The 18,406-nt window shown below is 48.1% G+C and carries 18 protein-coding genes; 8 read left to right on the forward strand and 10 right to left on the reverse strand.

All coding sequences use genetic code 11. From position 1 onward, the window contains the following. Positions 1–67: 67 nt before the first annotated feature. Positions 68–736, reverse strand: a complete 669-nt coding sequence (locus tag ACR6Z4_RS02840) for a cysteine hydrolase family protein (RefSeq protein ID WP_479715697.1) — start codon at positions 734–736, stop codon at positions 68–70. A gap of 323 nt (positions 737–1,059) precedes the next feature. Here ACR6Z4_RS02840 and ACR6Z4_RS02845 point away from each other — a divergent pair, with 323 nt between their 5' ends. The 5 genes from ACR6Z4_RS02845 (at position 1,060) to ACR6Z4_RS02865 (ending at position 6,631) form a co-directional block, all read left to right on the forward strand. Next, a complete protein-coding gene (locus ACR6Z4_RS02845; RefSeq protein WP_479715698.1) occupies positions 1,060–1,434 on the forward strand; it encodes a photosystem I reaction center subunit IV in 375 nt (124 codons plus the stop codon). Between the two features lie 497 nt (positions 1,435–1,931). Then, a complete protein-coding gene (locus ACR6Z4_RS02850) occupies positions 1,932–3,161 on the forward strand; it encodes an amidohydrolase family protein (protein ID WP_479715699.1) in 1,230 nt (409 codons plus the stop codon). Positions 3,162–3,497: 336 nt separating this feature from the next. Further along, entirely contained in the window at positions 3,498–4,244 is a 747-nt protein-coding gene (locus ACR6Z4_RS02855) for a hypothetical protein (protein WP_479715700.1), read from the forward strand. A gap of 926 nt (positions 4,245–5,170) precedes the next feature. Next, entirely contained in the window at positions 5,171–5,830 is a 660-nt protein-coding gene (locus ACR6Z4_RS02860; protein WP_479715701.1) for a sigma-70 family RNA polymerase sigma factor, read from the forward strand. Positions 5,831–6,112: 282 nt separating this feature from the next. Further along, on the forward strand, positions 6,113–6,631 hold the full coding sequence (locus ACR6Z4_RS02865) for an anti-sigma factor family protein (RefSeq protein ID WP_479715702.1): 519 nt from the start codon (positions 6,113–6,115) through the stop codon (positions 6,629–6,631). A 468-nt stretch (positions 6,632–7,099) separates the two neighbouring features. On the opposite strand, the gene ACR6Z4_RS02870 is transcribed toward ACR6Z4_RS02865, so the two are convergent. Next, positions 7,100–8,293 (reverse strand): hypothetical protein, encoded by a 1,194-nt coding sequence (locus ACR6Z4_RS02870; RefSeq protein WP_479715703.1) that lies wholly within the window; start codon positions 8,291–8,293, stop codon positions 7,100–7,102. 559 nt (positions 8,294–8,852) lie between these two features. Here ACR6Z4_RS02870 and ACR6Z4_RS02875 point away from each other — a divergent pair. After that, positions 8,853–9,293 carry an Hsp20/alpha crystallin family protein gene (locus tag ACR6Z4_RS02875; protein WP_479715704.1) on the forward strand — a complete coding sequence of 147 codons (441 nt, stop codon included), beginning with the start codon at positions 8,853–8,855 and terminating at the stop codon, positions 9,291–9,293. A gap of 383 nt (positions 9,294–9,676) precedes the next feature. On the opposite strand, the gene ACR6Z4_RS02880 is transcribed toward ACR6Z4_RS02875, so the two are convergent. Further along, complete coding sequence (locus ACR6Z4_RS02880; protein WP_479715705.1) at positions 9,677–9,991, reverse strand: DUF3155 domain-containing protein; 315 nt, start codon at positions 9,989–9,991, stop codon at positions 9,677–9,679. A 573-nt stretch (positions 9,992–10,564) separates the two neighbouring features. On the opposite strand from ACR6Z4_RS02880, the gene ACR6Z4_RS02885 reads away from it, so the two are divergent. After that, complete coding sequence (locus ACR6Z4_RS02885) at positions 10,565–12,052, forward strand: GAF domain-containing sensor histidine kinase (RefSeq protein WP_479715706.1); 1,488 nt, start codon at positions 10,565–10,567, stop codon at positions 12,050–12,052. A gap of 438 nt (positions 12,053–12,490) precedes the next feature. Here ACR6Z4_RS02885 and ACR6Z4_RS02890 read toward each other — a convergent pair whose 3' ends face one another. The 3 genes from ACR6Z4_RS02890 to ACR6Z4_RS02900 form a co-directional block, all read right to left on the reverse strand. After that, the gene (locus ACR6Z4_RS02890) at positions 12,491–13,015 is read right to left on the reverse strand and encodes a methylated-DNA--[protein]-cysteine S-methyltransferase (protein ID WP_479715707.1); all 525 of its coding nucleotides are present in this window, start codon (positions 13,013–13,015) and stop codon (positions 12,491–12,493) included. Positions 13,016–13,107: 92 nt separating this feature from the next. Further along, a complete protein-coding gene (locus tag ACR6Z4_RS02895; RefSeq protein ID WP_479715708.1) occupies positions 13,108–14,577 on the reverse strand; it encodes an AlkA N-terminal domain-containing protein in 1,470 nt (489 codons plus the stop codon). Positions 14,578–14,745: 168 nt separating this feature from the next. Continuing rightward, a complete protein-coding gene (locus ACR6Z4_RS02900) occupies positions 14,746–15,114 on the reverse strand; it encodes a DUF1622 domain-containing protein (protein ID WP_479715709.1) in 369 nt (122 codons plus the stop codon). A 206-nt stretch (positions 15,115–15,320) separates the two neighbouring features. Here ACR6Z4_RS02900 and ACR6Z4_RS02905 point away from each other — a divergent pair, with 206 nt between their 5' ends. Beyond that, complete coding sequence (locus ACR6Z4_RS02905; protein WP_479715710.1) at positions 15,321–15,641, forward strand: STAS domain-containing protein; 321 nt, start codon at positions 15,321–15,323, stop codon at positions 15,639–15,641. Positions 15,642–15,883: 242 nt separating this feature from the next. Here the strand turns inward: ACR6Z4_RS02905 and ACR6Z4_RS02910 are convergent, their stop codons facing one another. The 4 genes from ACR6Z4_RS02910 to ureA all read right to left on the reverse strand — a co-directional run bounded on the left by ACR6Z4_RS02910 (position 15,884) and on the right by ureA (position 17,858). Next, positions 15,884–16,498, reverse strand: a complete 615-nt coding sequence (locus ACR6Z4_RS02910) for a glutathione S-transferase family protein (RefSeq protein WP_479715711.1) — start codon at positions 16,496–16,498, stop codon at positions 15,884–15,886. A gap of 6 nt (positions 16,499–16,504) precedes the next feature. Further along, positions 16,505–16,882 carry an urease subunit beta gene (locus ACR6Z4_RS02915; protein ID WP_479715712.1) on the reverse strand — a complete coding sequence of 126 codons (378 nt, stop codon included), beginning with the start codon at positions 16,880–16,882 and terminating at the stop codon, positions 16,505–16,507. 210 nt (positions 16,883–17,092) lie between these two features. Then, entirely contained in the window at positions 17,093–17,509 is a 417-nt protein-coding gene (locus ACR6Z4_RS02920; protein ID WP_479715713.1) for an ester cyclase, read from the reverse strand. Positions 17,510–17,555: 46 nt separating this feature from the next. Beyond that, a complete protein-coding gene (gene ureA, locus ACR6Z4_RS02925; RefSeq protein WP_479715714.1) occupies positions 17,556–17,858 on the reverse strand; it encodes an urease subunit gamma in 303 nt (100 codons plus the stop codon). Positions 17,859–18,406: the final 548 nt, after the last annotated feature.

Raw genomic sequence — 18,406 nt, forward strand, 5'->3', positions numbered from 1 at the left:
GGGGTTTCACCCCTGCGTGGGGGCGCAGCCCCCACATACCATGTTGCAGAATTTAGTGTTCGTAACACTAGACTGTTTGTAATAGATGATCTGAAGAACTGACCCAACCCACAATCCCATTTTCTGACAGCAACACATCAATAGCCGCTTGATGCTCCTCAGGGTTGAACGCCGCACAACAGTCTTCTAACAACAAGCAATAAAACCCTAAATCACTGGCATGACGGTAAGTAGCCAGCACACAACACTCGGTCGTCACCCCTGCAATTAGCAAATGCGTGACATGATATTGATGCAAAATGGACTCGATATCAGAGTGAACTAAAGCCGAATGGGCAGGTTTGTTTACTTCATATTCACCCGCCAACGGTTGCAGTTCGTCAATAATTTGAGACCCCCATTCCCGTTGCACGAGATAGCGTCCTCGTTGATTTATGGCACCCACATCACATCCGGCATTGGCATACCGCAACTTCTTACTGGGTGTGAGATCGGATAGATCGGGGTGATGGCTCTCTTTGGTAAAAATAATGAGGAGTTTTTGTTGGCGTGCCCAGGCTAAAAGTCGTTGCACGTTGGGAATGATGCGACGAATCGTAGTTAGGTCAAAACCGGCATCGGCAGAGAGACTTTCTGGATGGCAGAAATCATTTTGCATATCGATGATCAACAGAGCCGTTTGATCTAAATCGATAGGAAAAGGATGGTTACGGGTTGAAATCAATAGCGATCGCATAGGTTAGAAGCTGAGAGCGATTAGGCTGCAAAAGGTTACCCGTTAGCATAACGCAGAGAAACAGCATCCAAGACCTGAAAAATGGCAGCGATCCCCATGCTGATCAAAATCAACTTTTGAGCACGAGTAGATATACCTCTTGAGAGATTTAGCAACCCATCCTTCTAGTCCATGCTTATCTCTATAAGCTCCCAATCAAGCACTGCTAAATCCCGGCATGAACCAGCATGGAAAACCTCAGATTTTCCCATGCTGATTCATACCTGTGACTCGCAGTACCCCAACAAAATACAAACTATTGGAACTCATTTGGAGGTCATTTTATGGTTCAACGTGGCTCGCAAGTAAAGATTCTCCGGAAAGAATCATACTGGTATTTAGATACAGGAACGGTTGCCTCTATTGACCAAAGTGGCATTCGCTACCCCGCAATTGTGCGGTTTAACAAAATCAACTATGCAGGCGTCAACACCAACAACTTCGCTCTTGACGAACTCGAAGAAGTTAGTGCGCCTAAAGGAAAAGTAGGAACACCTGTTGCAACAGGGGGTGGTAAGCAAACTCCGGTCGAAGCCGCAGCCCGCACAACCAGCCAACGGGAAGACACGGATGTTAGACCCGGTGCCGCCGCTGATGCCCCAGGTGCCGATAATCCCGTTGCTCCAGGTCATCCCAATCAAGGTACAGAATCTCGGTAGTTTTGGCACTCATCTCCCATCGAGACGGATATATTTCTGTGGTGTGTGGTGGGCTTCACACGGCACACACCACAAAACTAATCCAGTACTACGATCTTCGAATGCCTTAGAAACTTATCGTGCTCTTAATTCAAATTGGTATCATGTGGTTCTTAATGCCATCAGTCATATCCTAGTACACCAACTTAAAAGTTTTAGAGGGGGTGGAGGGGGTAAAACCCCCTCTTGGAGGCGCAGCCCCCAAACCCCATAGTGTAAAATTTAGTGTTTGCAACACTAGTACACCAACTTAAAAGTTTTAGAGGGGGTGGAGGGGGTAAAACCCCCTCTTGGGGGCGCAGCCCCCAAACCCCCATGTTGTAAAATTTAGTGTTCGCAACACTAGAAAATACGATCTGCCCAAAAAATGGATTGGTTTACCGATTGAATAATATCGGGCAAATAGATAGCTAAATCGCTGCTATAGTAGCCCGAAACCTTATATCTCTTGGTAAACCATGCTGGAACTGACGAACTGCATTATTTTGCATGGCTCTGATTTACAGCCCCACCATTGCAACCGTTTTGTAGTTGAACAAGACACGATTCGGCAGATCGACCTGGGCGATCGCTGCTGTGCCATGGATCAGGGTGCCTTGGTTATCATGCCAGGAATGTACAACTGCCACACTCACATGGGTGATTCGTGCTTGCCCGACGGGGCAACGGGGATGACTCTGGAGGAAGGATTCTTTCGCCCTCATGGGTATAAGTATCGGGAACTGGCGCGGCAGTCGGAAGCAGAGCACTTTACCCATATCTGCAATCACCTGCGGTATATGGCAAGGACGGGCACAGTCGGGCATATTGATTTTCGAGAACAGGGGGTCTATGGCAGTCAGTTGCTCAAACGGGCAGCCGAAGAAACGGGAGTGCGATCGCTCGTTTTAGGGCAGTTTAATCAATTGCCGTTTACGACAGAGCAACTCCAGCAAAACCAGGTCAGCCTGGATGCAACGGCGTTAGATGAACTGGCTAAAATCTTAGCCGTTGCCGATGGGTTTTCGGAAAGCACCATGAATGACCTGACCGATGCGGCTTGGCTACAAATTTATCAACTGACGCAGCAACTCGGTAAACTACGGGCTATTCATTGTTTAGAAAATCACGGTTACCGCGATGTCAGTCTGGCAATAACGGGACGGGGAGATCTAGACCGAGCGATCGCTCTCTATCATCCCGATCTGGTGATCCATGCCACCGTTGCCAATGCCGAAGAAATCGCCATGCTCTCGGCACATCAGACCAATGTTGTTCTCAACCCCCGTGCCAATGCCAACCTGGGCTTGCCCCTACCCCCGATCGCCCAACTGATGAATAGCCAAGCCAATTTGCTACTGGGAACAGACAACGGCTTACTCAATAGCCCCAATTTGTTAGCCGAGCTGGACTTTACATACAAAGTTGCCAAAAGTCAGTTTGGTGATGCTATCCATCCCCAGCCAGCCAGTGTACTGAAAATGGCAACGAGTAATGTCCGTCCGGTTCTCGGCGGCGATACGTATGGTTATCTGGAAAAGGGACTGCCTGCCGATTTTGTCGTGCTCGATTTCACCCAACCTCACCTATCAGCCAGTCGCCATATTCTGGCATCCATCGTCTCTCGGGTCACCCCGGACGATGTTTTGATGACCGTGCTAGGCGGAAGGATTTTGTACAGAAATTCGTACTATCCTATTCCGAAATAGCTAGGCGATCGCACGTAGTATTAAGGTATGGGGAACTGAAAAGCCTGAGGCTTGACAGTAATTTTGACTAGAATTTCTAAACCTTAATTTTAGCTATTATTAACTAAGGTAACTTTTTGTCAGTATCAATCGTCTGCTTAGCAGCAAATGCAGCTTCGTTCTGGCAAAGCCAAATCTTAAGTTACTACAAGTGCAATTGGGGCATCGTATTGAGTCGGGTTCGAATCTATACATCGGCAAAACATCGGCAAAACCGAGTGCTTCAGAAACCCGCTGAAGGTAACTACCGTCACTAAGTTTGTCTTGGCATTGATCAAGACGTATCGGATTCTGGTTATGAAACTCTTAACTCCAAACCTCTCGTCTGCCTTACTGGTCACCACACTCCTGTTATTGGGAGGCTGCAACAAACCCATTCTAGAAAATTTGGCAGAAGCGTCTGCTTTGTTACCGTCGGCTCAAGCATCTTCATTGCAAATCGATACGCAAATCGATACAGTCCCGACGCCCACGGCTACGCCTCAGGCACCTGATCTGGATATGGTAGTTGTTCCAGGGTCACGCCTGGGCCCCGTGACGGCAACCACAACCCACCGTGATCTGGTGAGTTGGTTTGGGACAGAAAAAATTAAAGACGACAACATCACGCCGTCTGCTGGAGTTTCAATTCCAATTACGACAGTAAATTTGGGTGCCGAAAAGTCGTTTACGGTTGTATGGTCGAACGATAGCCGCTCTCAGGTGACATCGGTTCGCAACATCGGCACGGCATGGAAACTAGCCGAAGGAATTGGCGTTGGCACATCGTTTGCCACCCTTCAATCCAAGCTGGGAGACTTTTGGGTCTATGGACTGGGTTGGGATCATGGCGGAACTATTGCACTGGATGGCAGTCGATTAAGTCAATACAAAGACGTGCTGGTCTTACGAATTCAAGTAGAGGCCGGTGCAGAAGAGCGATCGCCCAGTGATTATGGAGCCGTATCTGGAGCCGGACTTTACCTTTCAAATGATCCTCACTATCAAGCGTTGAATCCAAGTGTCGGAGAAATGATTGTTTACTTGACACCGCCAACAGAGTAAATGCCCAGCATTGCCCGCTCCAGATCGGGGTTCGAGTAGAACCCAATGCTTTTTGAGAGAATGATGGTGAAGCCATCACTTTTTCAAAAAGAATCACAGGTTAACTCATTCGAGATCCTTGAGGTTATAGATTCAATAGAACCCGAAGATTTATGTTTGGAATTGCGGCGTCGCCGCAATTCCAAACATAAATCTTCGATTCTAATCAGCCCACCATCCTGAGGCCATCATCCTGAGGATTGTATAGCCGCCAAAGGTCTGGTCAGGACAGGGACGCAGGGGACGTGCCCCCAGATAGGGATTCCACCCGGCACTCCGGCATACTTAATTAGTCAATTGCTATAGATTGGGTAAAACCGGGGATGTATGTTCGTAAGCGTGGTGACACCGCATTTCTGAATCCAAATCTCCGCATTTTATAAAATCTGTGACCTTAGATAGATGACAGATGCATAGTTCTGTCTCAAGTGCCGAGATAGTAGCTCTATGAGAGGCTGAAGCATCGGTTTAAAGATCAGCCTAAAGCTAGATAGGTTTGATTAAAAGGATGTGCATTAAGGGCTTGTGCTTCATCGCAGCGGAGGCAGATAGTACTTGTGTGCAGATTTAAAACCGTCCTAAGGGGGGATTTTGTAAACCGACATGGGCAGTAGATTTTATACAGCAACGGACTTCAAGGTCGCTGAAGACCTCCTGAAGTAATCTGCATCTACTGCTGATGGTCTGTGTAGCTTTGGTATCTGGCACATTGCTTCCTGTTTGAATTTCAACAATGGCGATGATGTAAATGTGTCCGTCCTCTAACACCAATACACCCCAACTCAGCGTACTTGAGAAATCTGAACCAACTCCTAGTCATTGCAGGAAACTAATCAACAATGCAAGCGTCATATAAAGACGGAACCTCTCAAAGCTCAACTCTTCCGATGGGTCATTCTCTGACCTTGGCTTGGAATAGCAATCAACAAGCAGTAGAGCCCCAAGAAGTGGTGCAAGCTGAAAAGCTGTCAAACTACGACCTGATTTTGCAATGTCAGGTTGGAGTTCGTCCCAACAAAATGGTCTTTGCTGAATTGATTCGTCGTTACCAGTCGCATGTAGAGAAAATTCTCTATCACCTCGCTCCTGATTGGTCAGACCGTGCAGATCTATCCCAAGAAGTTTGGATTCGGGTGTATCGGAATGTTCGACGACTCCAGGAACCTGTCAAGTTTCGGGGGTGGCTGAGCCGGATTGTGACCAATCTGTTCTACGACGAACTACGCAAGCGGAAACGGTCGAATAGCCCAATTTCGTTAGATGCGCCCAGAAGTGTAGAAGATGGCGAAATGGAATGGGATCTTCCGTCTGATAATCCCGGCCCTGATGAAGAGTTGGCAACCCGAGAGTTCTATGACCAGTTACGTACAGCGATCGCTGATTTACCCGAAGTCTTTCGTACCACGATTGTGTTAAGAGAAATTGACGGTATGGCATACGAAGAGATTGCGGAATTAACAGGCGTCTCGCTGGGTACTGTAAAGTCACGCATTGCTAGAGCCAGACAACGGTTGCAGCTACAACTTCAGGAATATCTAGAAAGCTAACCTTCAGGAGTATTTGGAAAACTAGGTGGATTCGATAGAATCTTAGGAACTAGCCCCCTGAATCACTGATGGATAGCTTGCTAGAAAAACGGATCTCGCAACTTCATAGCTTCTTCAAAGAGGATTAATTTATTTCGGCTAGAGTTATGATCGGAGTGGAGATTTTTTTTCGGCTCGCTGTACGTTACTGGTTCATTCGCCTTACACTTAGTTCTGATTCTTCTCGTTCTGAACATGGCTTCCAATTTTGACGCTTGTAACGATTTTCATCAGCAGTTTCCAATGGATCTACCAGTCAAGAGTGAGGAGGATTGCTGCCTGCCTCTAGATACCGTCGATAACTTAAAGCGCGATCGCTTCGAGCTACTCAGTGCCTATCTAGATGGTGAGGTGACAGCCGCAGAGCGTCGCCAAATAGAAGACTGGTTAACTAATGATCCCGCCGTTCAATGCCTTTATGATCGATTGCTCAAGCTGCGCTCTGGAATGCGATCGCTCACCGTGCCTACAGCAGATCACGCCGTAGAGCAGGTAGTCAACCGAGTCATCACTCGTGTCGATCGTCGTCCTCGACTAACAGTGATGTGGGGTGGAGCAGCGGCTGCCGCTATTCTTTTAGGGTTCTTGTCAGACATTACACCGCTGTCGCACCAGTCAACGCAGCAAATTGCCAGCCAGGGTTCTTCTGTCACTGCTGAATCCTACCCAGCGGTTAACTCAGATGCATTAATGATTGCGCTCGATCGCCCCATCATCGAAATCCCTAATGCGTCTATGTCACTACCCTCGAATGCCCATTAATCATACACAAAGCTGATATGACGCAGCGCACGGCATATCAGTGGGCAAAACCATTACGTCTAGAACTGGATAATACTGATTATCTGGTCTGGGAGAGCAATGCTCTCCCAGACCAGATAATTGCTTTCTGGGTTTCATAGCACTTCGCACGATGGTGATGTGAGAGCCTCGCGGAGCAATGCTCTCACATCACTACTTGGATTGTGTAGAACCGTGCTTCCCGCAATTGGGACATGCGATTGGGAATTGTTATAGGTAGCGGTGTACAAGTTCGTTCAGTACAGAAACGGTGTTGTGGAGTGCTCCGCGCCCCACAACACCGTACGGAATCAACCTGTCCAGCGCTCTAGTACAGCAAAACGAAAGTTTTGTAAGGGGTGAAGGGGTGGAACCCCTTCTTGAGGGCTTCGCCCCCAACCCCCCATGTTGTAAAATTTGGTGTTTGCAACACTAATTTACCTATTCAATTTACTTATTTGCTCGCTGATTGCGTCGCCGCATCAGGAAACCCGGAATATCCAGACGGCTAGCCAAGCGCACCGCCGGTACTGGTGCTGACTTATTAGCTTCGGGGGGATTGTCTGGCGGAGCCAACATCTCAATGGCGTTTAATAATTCTGATAGTTCCGCAGGCAAGGCGATCGCCTGGGGGTCTGCCGGATGAGATACCGCCGCTTTGACTTGAATGGCTAACTGTTTGAAATACGTCATGTGCTGTTGACTGGCAAGACACCGATCTTTCCAATATTGCACAGCTGCCTCATATTCCTCAGATTGTTTGGCATGCTGGAAAATTTGCTCTTGCAGTTCAGCACCCTGCTGCTCTAAATGCTGAATTCGACTCTGGTTTATCTCCTGGGTGGTTTCTGCTTCCTGATAAGCATGTTGCCATCTGGCTTGCAACGTCATCTGTTTTGCCAGTTGAACCTCTAATTCCTCAACCTTAATCTGGGCGATCGCCAAATCTTTTTGCAACGACGCAAGGGATACATTCCGTGCAGCCGCGACATCTTGAGGACGACGCGATGTTAATGTTGGATTTTCGTGGTCATCCCAGTCTGAATGAAGATGGGCTAATGCCTGCTCCAGTTGGCTCAGCTTCACCTGATAACTCTTCAGGCGATCGCTCATATCTTGAACATCTTGCTTTGCCTGAGCCAGTTGGGTTTCTAATTCTGCCTTGTTCGCTTGTTCGGTTTGCAACCGGGCTTCCAGGTCAGCAACCCACTGTTGACTAGAATCCAACGATTTTTGTAATTCACTGAGCTCCTGAGCACGGGTTTGGATTTCGCTTGCCTGAACGTCCAACGTTTGACTTTGCTGACAAAGCCGCTGCTGTAACCGCGCTACTGCTTTTTGCTGAACATTGGCAAAATTTTCTGTTTTTGCCAATTGCGTTTCCAGCATCGCTTGGTTTTGCAACTGAGATCTCAGCTCACCCAGACACACCAATGCCTGGTCTAAGGCTTGTTCTAAATGATGAATGCGACCAATTCTTTGCTGATTGAGAATGTGCGCCTGTTCTAATTCCCGCAGCAGCGTAGCGTGATCTCGGGGTGTGGTTTGCAGCGAAAACTTTCCTGCCCATAGAGAATTTCCCGGCTTTTGAGAGGCTTTATTTTCCGTTGGTCGGAAGTTATAAGCCACATCAGGTTGCGACATTTAGAACCTCCCAAACGCGACATAGGACAGTGTCAGTTAAGAGCATTTACCCTGCCAATGCTCTTCCAGAGAAATTCCAGACAGTATCACATCTACGATCTCAGTATACTTCGTCACCCATGGGGGTTGGAAATGGAGGCGCAGAAGGCAGTACCCCATCCTCTCTCATTTTTCTAAATTTTGCACGGTATTGCTCAATCCATCCATGAAATTTGGTGTGATTAGCGGATTCACTACGATGTTGTGGGGCGCAGAGCGCCCCACAACATCGTTTCTGTACTTAACGAACCTGCACGCTGTAATGATTTTTTGTGGCGCGGGCGACGCCCGCGCCACAAAAAATCATTACCTGACTACCATTACCCCTTTTTAATTCAGCGTATCTTCATATAAAAACCGTGGGAGTGCCGCGCTCTGCGCGGCACTCCCAGCAAATTTTGCTTCTTAAAGAGTGTAGGTGTGGGAATTGCGATCGCTTTCTATCTTGAGAACCGAACCCCACCTCTATCAAAGGTTCGATAGATTGATATCAAGAGAACGCTCTTGGAGACTATGCATTATGACACTCGTTCGTTGGTCACCGTTTCGTGAAATTGAAACTCTACAACGTGAAATGAACAATTTGTTCGATACACTTTCCACCGACACTGTCAGCAGTGACCCAGGAAAAACGTTTGTACCATCTGCTGAGATACATGAAACGCCTGAAGCGGTTCAACTTAGAGTCGAGCTTCCGGGAATGCGTGCCGAAGATCTAGATGTCCAAGTGACCGCAGAAGCTGTTTCGATTAGTGGCGAGCGCAAGTCGGAAACAAAAACTGAAGAGAATGGCGTATTCCGTTCTGAGTTCCGCTATGGTTCGTTCCGCCGCGTTATTCCATTGCCAACTCGCGTCCAAAACAACAAAGTTGAAGCCGCGTATAAAGATGGCATTTTGAACTTGAAATTGCCCAAAGTCGAAGAGGAGAAAAACAAAGTCGTTAAAGTAAATCTTGGTTAAGCGATCGACGTTACGTGAATTTCGGTTAAGCGATCGAGGTTAAGTAAATCTTAGTTCTGCGATCGCTAGGGAGAGTGGAGGATGTCCCTCCACCGCTCCCAGACCGTAAGTTCGCCCCATCAATTCGCGAGAAAAAGAGCACATCCTCTAAGAGGATGTGCTCTTTTCACTATTTTCTCATTTGCGCTTGCCAGAAGTAATCCTGAGGGCTGATATTACTTCAAGCTTTAATGTGCTTTAATCTTCCCAGTAGTGACTGGAAGAAAGTAATAAAACTTTTGATCCTATTGACTCTGCATGCTCTAGATGGCTGAGTTGCGACCCCGTTGAAAAGAGAGGCGATCGCCTGGTCAGTACCGTATCAGATCGCGGAAAAAAATACCTTAGCGTCCAGCTGCCACGGGTAAATCATCCATTTCATCTTCTGATACACGCAAGCTAGGGAAGAGAAAATGATTCTCTTCAACATACTGAGCACCAAATAGCCCTTTTTCAGCCCAAAAGTAGCGGTCTGTCGTATGCTCGTTCCGCTTAACCAGCAATAATGCCGGTGGCAAAATGCCTTCTGCGTGAATGAACTTACGAGCGGCTGTAACGGGCTTATCCTCACCACATTCAATGCTAAATTGGGGCACCAATTCCAGAATCCTGCGCCCTTCCAAACGACGACGGCTTTTACGCTTGCGTCTCCTTGCCAACCTCCTTACCTCCTCTCTTTAAGTCTATCAGGTGTGTAGTCTTAGTTACAAAATACTAAGAACGTGGCAAGTATACCGACTTGACTTCAAGATTTCAACTTCTTTTAAACTTTTGATACAAACTCTAAAAAAATGATAAAGAAAGTATTAACTGGCAGCAATTTCGGCTTGAGTCACTCGCCTCGAAATGCCCTGTGGTCGAGTTTGTATCGTCACCGTCGGTATGCAAGCCTAACTGGTACAGTCGGGCTTTTTTCTTGCCTCGTCAATGAAACCCTCATTTGCAAAAGTCATGCAAAAATAGCGACCTACCTAACGCTGCGCTCGGTTTGACTCGATGGCGTTAAATAACTGCATCAGTTCTCAGTGACTTATAACATAGTAAAGTAGAGCATCTGGAATAGTAAACTCATTGATGCAATATTTGCATAATTTGGATAACAATTCTGCTTGAAGGATCGTGAAGTTGTCTGGGTGGGGCTTTAAGTTGATGAATTTTGCATTCAAGTCCCCGTCTGCTGCTTGACTGGTCGCTACAATTCCTGCTCGCCCATCTTGTTTGCTCTCATGCTCATGTCCGCTAGCGCAGAATTTGTTTCTCTTTGTCAGTCTCAGGTCATGTTGTTGACACAGGGTCTGGGTGCTTCTTTAACAGTGGTGTATCTGACGGAAGAATTTACCGAGGGACTGGATGCAAAACTGGTGCCCATTGTGGCGTATCCAGAGGCTGCTTCGACCTGGCAAGCAGAACAGGTTTTGTCATTACTTTCCAGACGGCAACAAACCCATGACGGACAGCGCTTATTGCCTGCTGATGCCAGTGCCGGAACCCCGTCGGCACCCGTTTTAGCATTACCGGGTTCCGATCGCTCAAGCTTGAAGGCGGCTGAGCCTCCACCGTTAAACGAAGCTGATTCGACGACGGCTTCTCCGCCCGTATTGCCTGAAGATTTCTTGTTAGAAGAGCAAATTGTTTTGCCCTTGATTTATGAAGGGGTCGTGATGGGGCTTTTGGTTACGGCTCGTTCGGATCGACCCTGGAGTGAGTTGGAACAAAGCCAAATTGATCGGATTGCCCGAACGTTGGCGATCGCCTGTGTGTTAGACCAACGGGGGCAATGGTTGAACCATGACTTGCAACAACAGCGGTTACTGCAAGCACAACAACACGATGTGTTTGATACATTGCTGCATCAGTTTCGCAATCCCCTCACCGCTCTGCGAACCTTTGGCAAGCTGATGGTAAAACGGTTTTTGCCCAGCGATCGCAATCGCGAATTGGCAGAAGGCATTGTGCGAGAAAGCGATCGCTTACAAGATTTATTGCAACAGTTTGAATCTGCGATTGATTTAGGCGATGCCAATTTATTGCAATCTCCTGCCGCCTTGCAACCTTCGCCGATGTGGGATGCCCAGATTGAAACAAAAGCAACGACTGACATGGACGCGAGTTTGGCTACGCCAACCGCACCCAAGCCAATGCTGCCATCAGGGGTCGCCTATTTAACGGGTGCAGAGGTGCAGGTAACTCCCTATCCGGTAAAAGCGGTGCTGGAACCGTTGTTGAGTTCAGCCGGAGCGATCGCACAAGATCGGCAACTTCACCTTAAAGTTAATCTGCCTACGGATTTACCCCCTGTGCAAATGGATATTAAAGCACTGCGGGAAGTGCTGAGTAATTTGATGGATAATGCGTTGAAATATACTCCCCCAGATGGCAAGGTCTATTTGCGAGTCGCACGATTGGCAGCCGAACATCGGCAAGCAATTGTGATTGCCGACACGGGACCCGGCATTCCACCTCAAGACCTGGAGCATTTGTTTGAACCTCATTATCGTGGCGTGCAGGCAAACACAGAGATTCCAGGAACAGGGCTCGGATTGGCGATCGCCCGTAATTTAATCGCGGAAATGCAGGGTGAAATTAATGTGGTGAGTCCGGCGCAGAAAAGTCATCTGTTAGGAAAATTTCGCAATGATTTGATCCAGAACGGTAACCCAGGCACAGCCGTAATTGTTTGGCTTCCCGAAGCCTCTACTGAAGCGGAAAGAGAGGAGTAATTTTTGCGTGGCACGGGCTTTGCCCGTGCCACGCAAAAATTATTTTCTTCGTCCGAAAATACGCTATCAAAACCTAATCTGAAACATCAAAAAACTATCCCTCATCCACTGCAATAGCGCTTAAGAGTACGTAATTATGACGATTGCGATCGCACATGATTGAGTCATCTAAATTACGTCCCGCAAAGACTGTGAGCGACCGAGTTAGACCCCAAAATAATCGATTCGTTGCGATCGCTTTTAGGATAGGTCTAGATCCATAGCCTGACGTAATGATATTAGAACCGATAACGTGTTGGAGAGCGTCGCGAAGCGACACTCTCTAAACATTACTATCCTGTTTTTGAGCGTGTGCTGTGCAGGTTGATTCAGTACGGTGTTGTGGGGCGCGGAGCGCCCCACAACACCGTTTCTGTACTTAAAAAACGTGCAATCCCGCTATAAGCAGATCCCTTCGTGGTTTAAGAGCCACTGTTTGCGTTCTAATCCGCCTGCATATCCCGTCAATTTACCATTCGCCCCGATTACTCGATGGCAAGGAAGGACGATCGCAATGGGGTTAAGGGAATTGGTCATGCCGACTGCCCGTTGAGCTGTGGGTTTGCCAATCTTTTGGGCTAGTTCACCATAGGTCATGACGGTTCCCGGTGGAATAGAACGTAAGGTTAGCCAGACCTGATGTTGAAATGGGGTGCCACCTGGATTGACCGGAATTTCATCCAGGCTATTTAACTCCCCAGCAAGATAGGCGCGTAGGCGATCGCCATAGCCTGATTGTTTCGGTTGGGCAATCAATGACACAGAAGCATAGCGTTTTTCAAGCAGCTTCATTAGTCGTGATTCATAGTCTGCAAAGTCCAATGCTACAAGCGTTTCACCCTCTGAAACCAGCCAAATTTGCCCCAGTTCAGACTCAATTTTGTCGATCAAAAGTTCTGTTTTTGTCATAAGAATCATACCCATTGCTGAAAGCTGAGCTACGTATAGAAATCCAGAAAGTGCAGGGGGTACAGCGTCTTAGAACCCAATTCCATCCCCTACGAGAACGAGGTGTACTAAAGCATTGACCATAGATACATTGCTGCATAGGCTCGCCAGGGTCGCCAGACTTGGGCGTATTCTACAAACTGAGTTTTGCTGAGGGGGTGTCCCAAAGTTTCCATGGCTCGTAACAGTCCCAGGTCGGTGGCAGGAAAAGCATCGGGTTCGCGTAATCCGCGCATGGCAATGTAATGAGCAGTCCATTCGCCAATGCCGGGAAATTGGCAGAGGGTTTGCACTGCATCGTCTAGCGACTGAAACTGGGTGAGCAATTGCGGAGTGTCAGCAACGGCAGTCGCTAATGCTGCGATCGCCCTGGCGCGAGCGTTGGGGATACCTAACCCGGTCAGATCTGCGGTGGCTAAGACATCGGCTTGGGGAAAAAGGAATTGGATATCCAGATCAAAAGGCATCGTTGCTGCGATCGCTAAGGGGGTTCCGTAGGTGGCGACTAAGCGACTTGCTAATGTAGTTGCAGCGGCAACACTGACCTGCTGACCTAAAATGGCTCGGACTGCCAGTTCAAAAGGATCCCAACTGCCGGGGATGCGTAAGCCAGGTCGAGCATTCACCAGAGGTGCCAGGATGGGATCGTGTTGGAGATGGGCGGCAATTTCAGTCACATTGGCATTGAGATCAAACATTCGCCGCAATCGTTCTACGATTTGTGACAGTAGGGCTACTTTGGGAAAGCAAATGTTTGCCAACAGATAGGTTTCTCCAGGAATAGGGGAAATTTCCACGATGCCATGCTGTCCATCTAGAGCGATCGCCCGTCGATAGCGGGCTATGTTCACCGACTCCAACCCTGGTGTAACTCTAGGCGTGAGAAACTGAACCAACGCTGCCCAATCAAAGGGGGGAGTGTAAGCAAGTTTGAGCGTGAGTGTGGCAGGTAAGGGTGCATCTGTAGGATGGCTGGACTGTCGTCGCAGGTCGCTGGGCGATCGGCCATAGGTTTTGTAAATCACATGATTAAATCGACGCAAACTGCTGAACCCTGCTGCCATGGCAATATCAGTCATGGGTAACAGCGTTTCATCAATCAGTTGTTTGGCAAACAATAGCCGTCGGGTCTGGGCAACGGCAATGGGTGACGTTCCTAAATGTTGGTTAAATAATTGTCGTAGGTGGCGATCGCCCATGCCTAAACGAGTTGCCAGGTCTGTAACCGTTCCTTGATCTAATATGCCTTCTGCAATCAGCCGTAAAGCACGGGACACGGTAGACGTTGTGCCCACATAGGCAAACAAATGGGGCGATAGCTCTGGACGACAGCGCAAACAGGGTCGAAAGCCTTCCTGCTGAGCCGCTGCCGCATTGGAGAAAAACGTACAATTTTCTCGTTTGGGGGTGGTTGCCGGACAGATGGGGTGGCAATAAATTCCAGTCGTATACACGGCAACAAAAAATTGACCATCAAACCGGGCATCTTTGGTTTGAATGGCACGATAACACACATCTGGATCAAGGGTTGGCGTCATGGAACACTCTGAATGCCTGTCCTCAGCATAAAACAGGTGCCCAGACGACACTCGCCATTTTCGGATCAGAAGCTTTTGCCGAAAAGTTATGTTTAGCAGCGCGGCGACGCCGCGCTGCTAAACATAAACGTCTGGGTTTATTTAATATGTGATCCTGCGCCACTTGACTTATTCAAGTGGGTTTCGATTCAGCCGAGTTTCTTCTTCCAGCAGTTCTTGACTGAGGAAATAGTTGAGGAACGTACGGATTAATGCGATCGCTCCTAACTTACCCAATTCCGCAAACGAGGGGGCAATGGTGGTGGATAAGATATCTGCCCCAAGCTGAAACTCAAGCGCCAACGCCCACCAGGAACCTAACCGCAACCGCAGATTGAGAAATCGCTCAGACTTTAAGCGTCGGGGCTGCGACAGCATCAATTGCACCACCGACAGCAAACCCAACAAAATACAAAATGCGGCGATCGCTTCCAAGCAAAATTCCAGCAATTCTACGACCGTTTGCAAGCCCAATCTTAGATTTGTCAATAACGTCATGGCGGTTAGAGCAATCCTTGAGGTCACAAGATCTATGAACCTGTGATTGGTCTTGAGTAGCGACGGCAGCTTGTTGCTCTTAAGACCAATCAGGTGTGGTGAAATCCACGAGCCTGAGGCAATGTGTAGTTTTACAACAATGAAAAAGAGTTTTGTCATCCGTGGGAACCCTGACAGCATACCATCAGGGCATTAGGACAGCATCTATGACTACTGCTACCTTTGCAATCTTTCAAGTCAACGATACCCTTTTGAGCGCGCACAACACCCACAAACTACTGACCTGGGTAAATCATGTCTTGGAAACCGGGCAAAAAACATTGCTGATCGATCTTGAACAGACCGCCTTTATGGATAGTAGTGGACTCGGTGCCCTGGTAACGGCAGCAAAAAAAGCAAAAGCAGCCAGTGCAACCTTATCGCTCTGTTCTTTAAATGGGCAAGCAAGGTTGTTGTTGGAAATGACAGAGATGCAGTCTATGTTTGAAATTTTTGCGAACCCTGAAGACTTTTGTAACGTTAGCTGAAAGTTTCTATAGCAATTTTCAATTGAGAGCTGCGCAGAGCGCAGCTCTCACACAGCAATCTGGCGTTGCTGATTTTGGGGATGAATTTGAACGTGAACCCTTTGGGTTCACATTCAAATTCATCCCGCTATTAAGCAATGCCAACAATCTCAATCTATTCAAGCCGCGAAGCGCTATACCGTGCCACTGTTAACTGTTTGGAAAGGCGTGCGCCTTTCCAAACAGTTAATAGATCTAGACCATCACTTATCAAACTGTGACTGGGTAATGAGGATATGACGAGGTTGCGATCGCACTCGGTCTAACCAGGCTTGAATCTGTGGATAAGCATCCAGACTAAAGTTGCCTTCGTGCGCTACATGGGTATAGGCATAGAGGGCAATATCGGCAATAGAGTAGCGATCGCCAACGAGATACGGATGGTCGGCTAACCGTCGTTCCATTACCCCCAACGCAGCATATCCGGGGGCTTGCTTTTCTGCCAGTGCTTGTTGTTTTGCCTCTGCCATGCCATGTTGCAACCAAAAGCGAGAAGTGGCAATAAACGGTTCGTGGCTATATTGTTCAAAAAACATCCATTGCAATACCCGTGCCCGTTCTAGCTTATCTTCTGGTAAAAACGGGGTACCTTCACTCAGGTAAACCAGAATGGCATTGGATTCTGATAAATAGACTCCCGGTTCTATTTCCAAAACAGGAATGCGACCATTGGCATTTTTTTGCAAAAAGTCAGGGGTGCGGGTTTCGTGTTTGAGAATATCCAGCTGGATCAACTCGAACGGGATGCCCAGCTGGGTGAGCAGTAGCCGCACTTTGTAGCCGTTGCCCGAAGGCAGAAAGTCATACAGGCGATACATCAGGGTTTACTTTTTCTTTTTCTTACTGTCGCTCTTGCTGGCTTTGGTTTCGCTTTTCTTTTTATCGCTTTTCTTGTCGTCTAAGGCACCGTTGACCAAACCGTTTAAGCCATAAACTTCACGGCTACCCGCTAACGCAACCAGGGTCACGTCACGTTCGTCACCGGGTTCAAACCGAACGGCAGTTCCGGCAGGAATATCTAAGCGCATTCCTTTTGCTTTTTCGCGATCGCACTGGAGGGCTTTGTTCACTTCGTAAAAGTGAAAGTGAGACCCAACTTGAATCGGGCGATCGCCTGTATTGGCAACCTTCAGGGTGATAGTGGGTCGCCCCTGGTTTAACTCGATCTCACCGGCTTCAACCCATAATTCTCCAGGAATCATACTCCCCCTCTCTTTTGTAGTGATCTGATTGATCTGAATATATAGCGGTACCCGCTTAGGTTAAGTGTGGGGTGTGGGGGTAGAACCCCCACGCAGGTGGCACCGCCCCCTGCACCCCGTGTACTTAATCAACTTACACACTCCCAAACCATGCGGTACGTAGCAATCTAGCTTGAGAATTGGTAACGCCAATGGGAATTGAGATAGATTCTACGTTCCCCAAAAGCCTAATTCTGTTAAAAGCAACAAGGTATCCCAACTGGTCCAGTGCTCCATCATTTTGCCCTGCTCAATCCGAATCATGCTCAGACCAGGAATCGTAATCGGATTTCCGGTGGCTTGAATGTCTTTTAGGCTACCGTGATGCGTACCATTGACCGTCCAACGAACGGCAACGCGATCGCCCTCTGCCACCATATCTTCGATCGTAAATTGCAGGTCAGGAAAAGCCGTGATATACGTTTGGATAAACTGTCGTACCCCTTCTGCACCCAGTAGCTTCGTTGGCAGACCTGAATCATAGCGGATATGGTTGGGATGAATCATGTCCGCTAGCAGGTCAAGCTTTTGTTGGTTCCAAACCTCCTCGTAATAGCGACGTACAAGTGCTTTGTTGGCATCTGACATTATCTCCACCTCTCCTGCTATGGGGTTGAGCGATTAAACTCAAGCGCTAGCGAATGGGATCATGGACGGTTACAAGTTTGGTTCCATCCGGAAACGTTGCCTCTACCTGCACTTCATGGAGCATCTCGGCGATGCCATCCATAACCTCTTCGCGATTGAGCAACGTGGTGCCATAGGTCATCAGGTCAGCTACCGTCCGCCCTTCTCTGGCTCCTTCTAAAATAGCGGCAGAGATATAGGCAACCGATTCTGGGTAATTGAGCTTCAGACCCTTAGCCTTACGACGTTCTGCCAACAGAGCAGCCGTGAAGATCAGCAGTTTATCTTTTTCCTGGGGCGTTAGTTGCATAGTCTCAGTTTTGCAGGTGTACTCAGCCGAATGTAGAAGCGATTACCGTATTTTCCAGGTCAAGCGCTAATTTGTAGTTGCCTTTTTCGTTTTCTTTATACTTCTTCTCAATGGTCTGTTGTGTCAACCCGGTAGCAATTTTGGAATACCCAATTTACTCCCCATAGCCATTGATATCGATTTAAAGCCCAGATAGGGCAGATATTTTTTGAGAGGCGCGCGGAGCGCGCCTCTCAAAAAATATCTGCCACTAGGATGAGTAGGTGGTTAGGACAGTAGGGGTATGGGGGCTGTGCCCCCAGCAGGGGTTCCACCCCTGCACCCCGTTCAACTCGCCTCTCGGCTGCTATCGTATAGCGGTGACAGAAACGGTGTGGTGGCGCGCGGAGCGCGCCACCACACCGTACTGAATCAACCCACACAGCGCTATGGTAGGACTTTTACCCATGCCTAACCTGAATGTGAGTGCTTTATGTCACATAACACGTTAAGGAAGATATAGGAATTTCCTATAGTCGAAAAAAGTCTGGTACGCTGGCAAAGTTTCC

Source organism: Calyptranema fuscum S582 (genome assembly GCF_055793305.1).

Bases quoted from the DNA above. Each gene is read 5' to 3' on its own strand.
- ACR6Z4_RS02885 (WP_479715706.1), top strand. From the start codon at position 10,565: ATGTCCGCTAGCGCAGAATTTGTTTCTCTTTGTCAGTCTCAGGTCATG.
- ACR6Z4_RS02895 (WP_479715708.1), bottom strand. From the start codon at position 14,577: ATGACGCCAACCCTTGATCCAGATGTGTGTTATCGTGCCATTCAAACC.
- ACR6Z4_RS02855 (WP_479715700.1), top strand. From the start codon at position 3,498: ATGAAACTCTTAACTCCAAACCTCTCGTCTGCCTTACTGGTCACCACA.
- ACR6Z4_RS02920 (WP_479715713.1), bottom strand. From the start codon at position 17,509: ATGTCAGATGCCAACAAAGCACTTGTACGTCGCTATTACGAGGAGGTT.
- ACR6Z4_RS02900 (WP_479715709.1), bottom strand. From the start codon at position 15,114: ATGACGTTATTGACAAATCTAAGATTGGGCTTGCAAACGGTCGTAGAA.
- ACR6Z4_RS02850 (WP_479715699.1), top strand. From the start codon at position 1,932: ATGCTGGAACTGACGAACTGCATTATTTTGCATGGCTCTGATTTACAG.
- ACR6Z4_RS02845 (WP_479715698.1), top strand. From the start codon at position 1,060: ATGGTTCAACGTGGCTCGCAAGTAAAGATTCTCCGGAAAGAATCATAC.
- ACR6Z4_RS02870 (WP_479715703.1), bottom strand. From the start codon at position 8,293: ATGTCGCAACCTGATGTGGCTTATAACTTCCGACCAACGGAAAATAAA.
- ACR6Z4_RS02905 (WP_479715710.1), top strand. From the start codon at position 15,321: ATGACTACTGCTACCTTTGCAATCTTTCAAGTCAACGATACCCTTTTG.
- ACR6Z4_RS02875 (WP_479715704.1), top strand. From the start codon at position 8,853: ATGACACTCGTTCGTTGGTCACCGTTTCGTGAAATTGAAACTCTACAA.
- ACR6Z4_RS02890 (WP_479715707.1), bottom strand. From the start codon at position 13,015: ATGGGTATGATTCTTATGACAAAAACAGAACTTTTGATCGACAAAATT.
- ACR6Z4_RS02840 (WP_479715697.1), bottom strand. From the start codon at position 736: ATGCGATCGCTATTGATTTCAACCCGTAACCATCCTTTTCCTATCGAT.
- ACR6Z4_RS02865 (WP_479715702.1), top strand. From the start codon at position 6,113: ATGGATCTACCAGTCAAGAGTGAGGAGGATTGCTGCCTGCCTCTAGAT.
- ACR6Z4_RS02910 (WP_479715711.1), bottom strand. From the start codon at position 16,498: ATGTATCGCCTGTATGACTTTCTGCCTTCGGGCAACGGCTACAAAGTG.
- ureA (WP_479715714.1), bottom strand. From the start codon at position 17,858: ATGCAACTAACGCCCCAGGAAAAAGATAAACTGCTGATCTTCACGGCT.
- ACR6Z4_RS02915 (WP_479715712.1), bottom strand. From the start codon at position 16,882: ATGATTCCTGGAGAATTATGGGTTGAAGCCGGTGAGATCGAGTTAAAC.
- ACR6Z4_RS02860 (WP_479715701.1), top strand. From the start codon at position 5,171: ATGGGTCATTCTCTGACCTTGGCTTGGAATAGCAATCAACAAGCAGTA.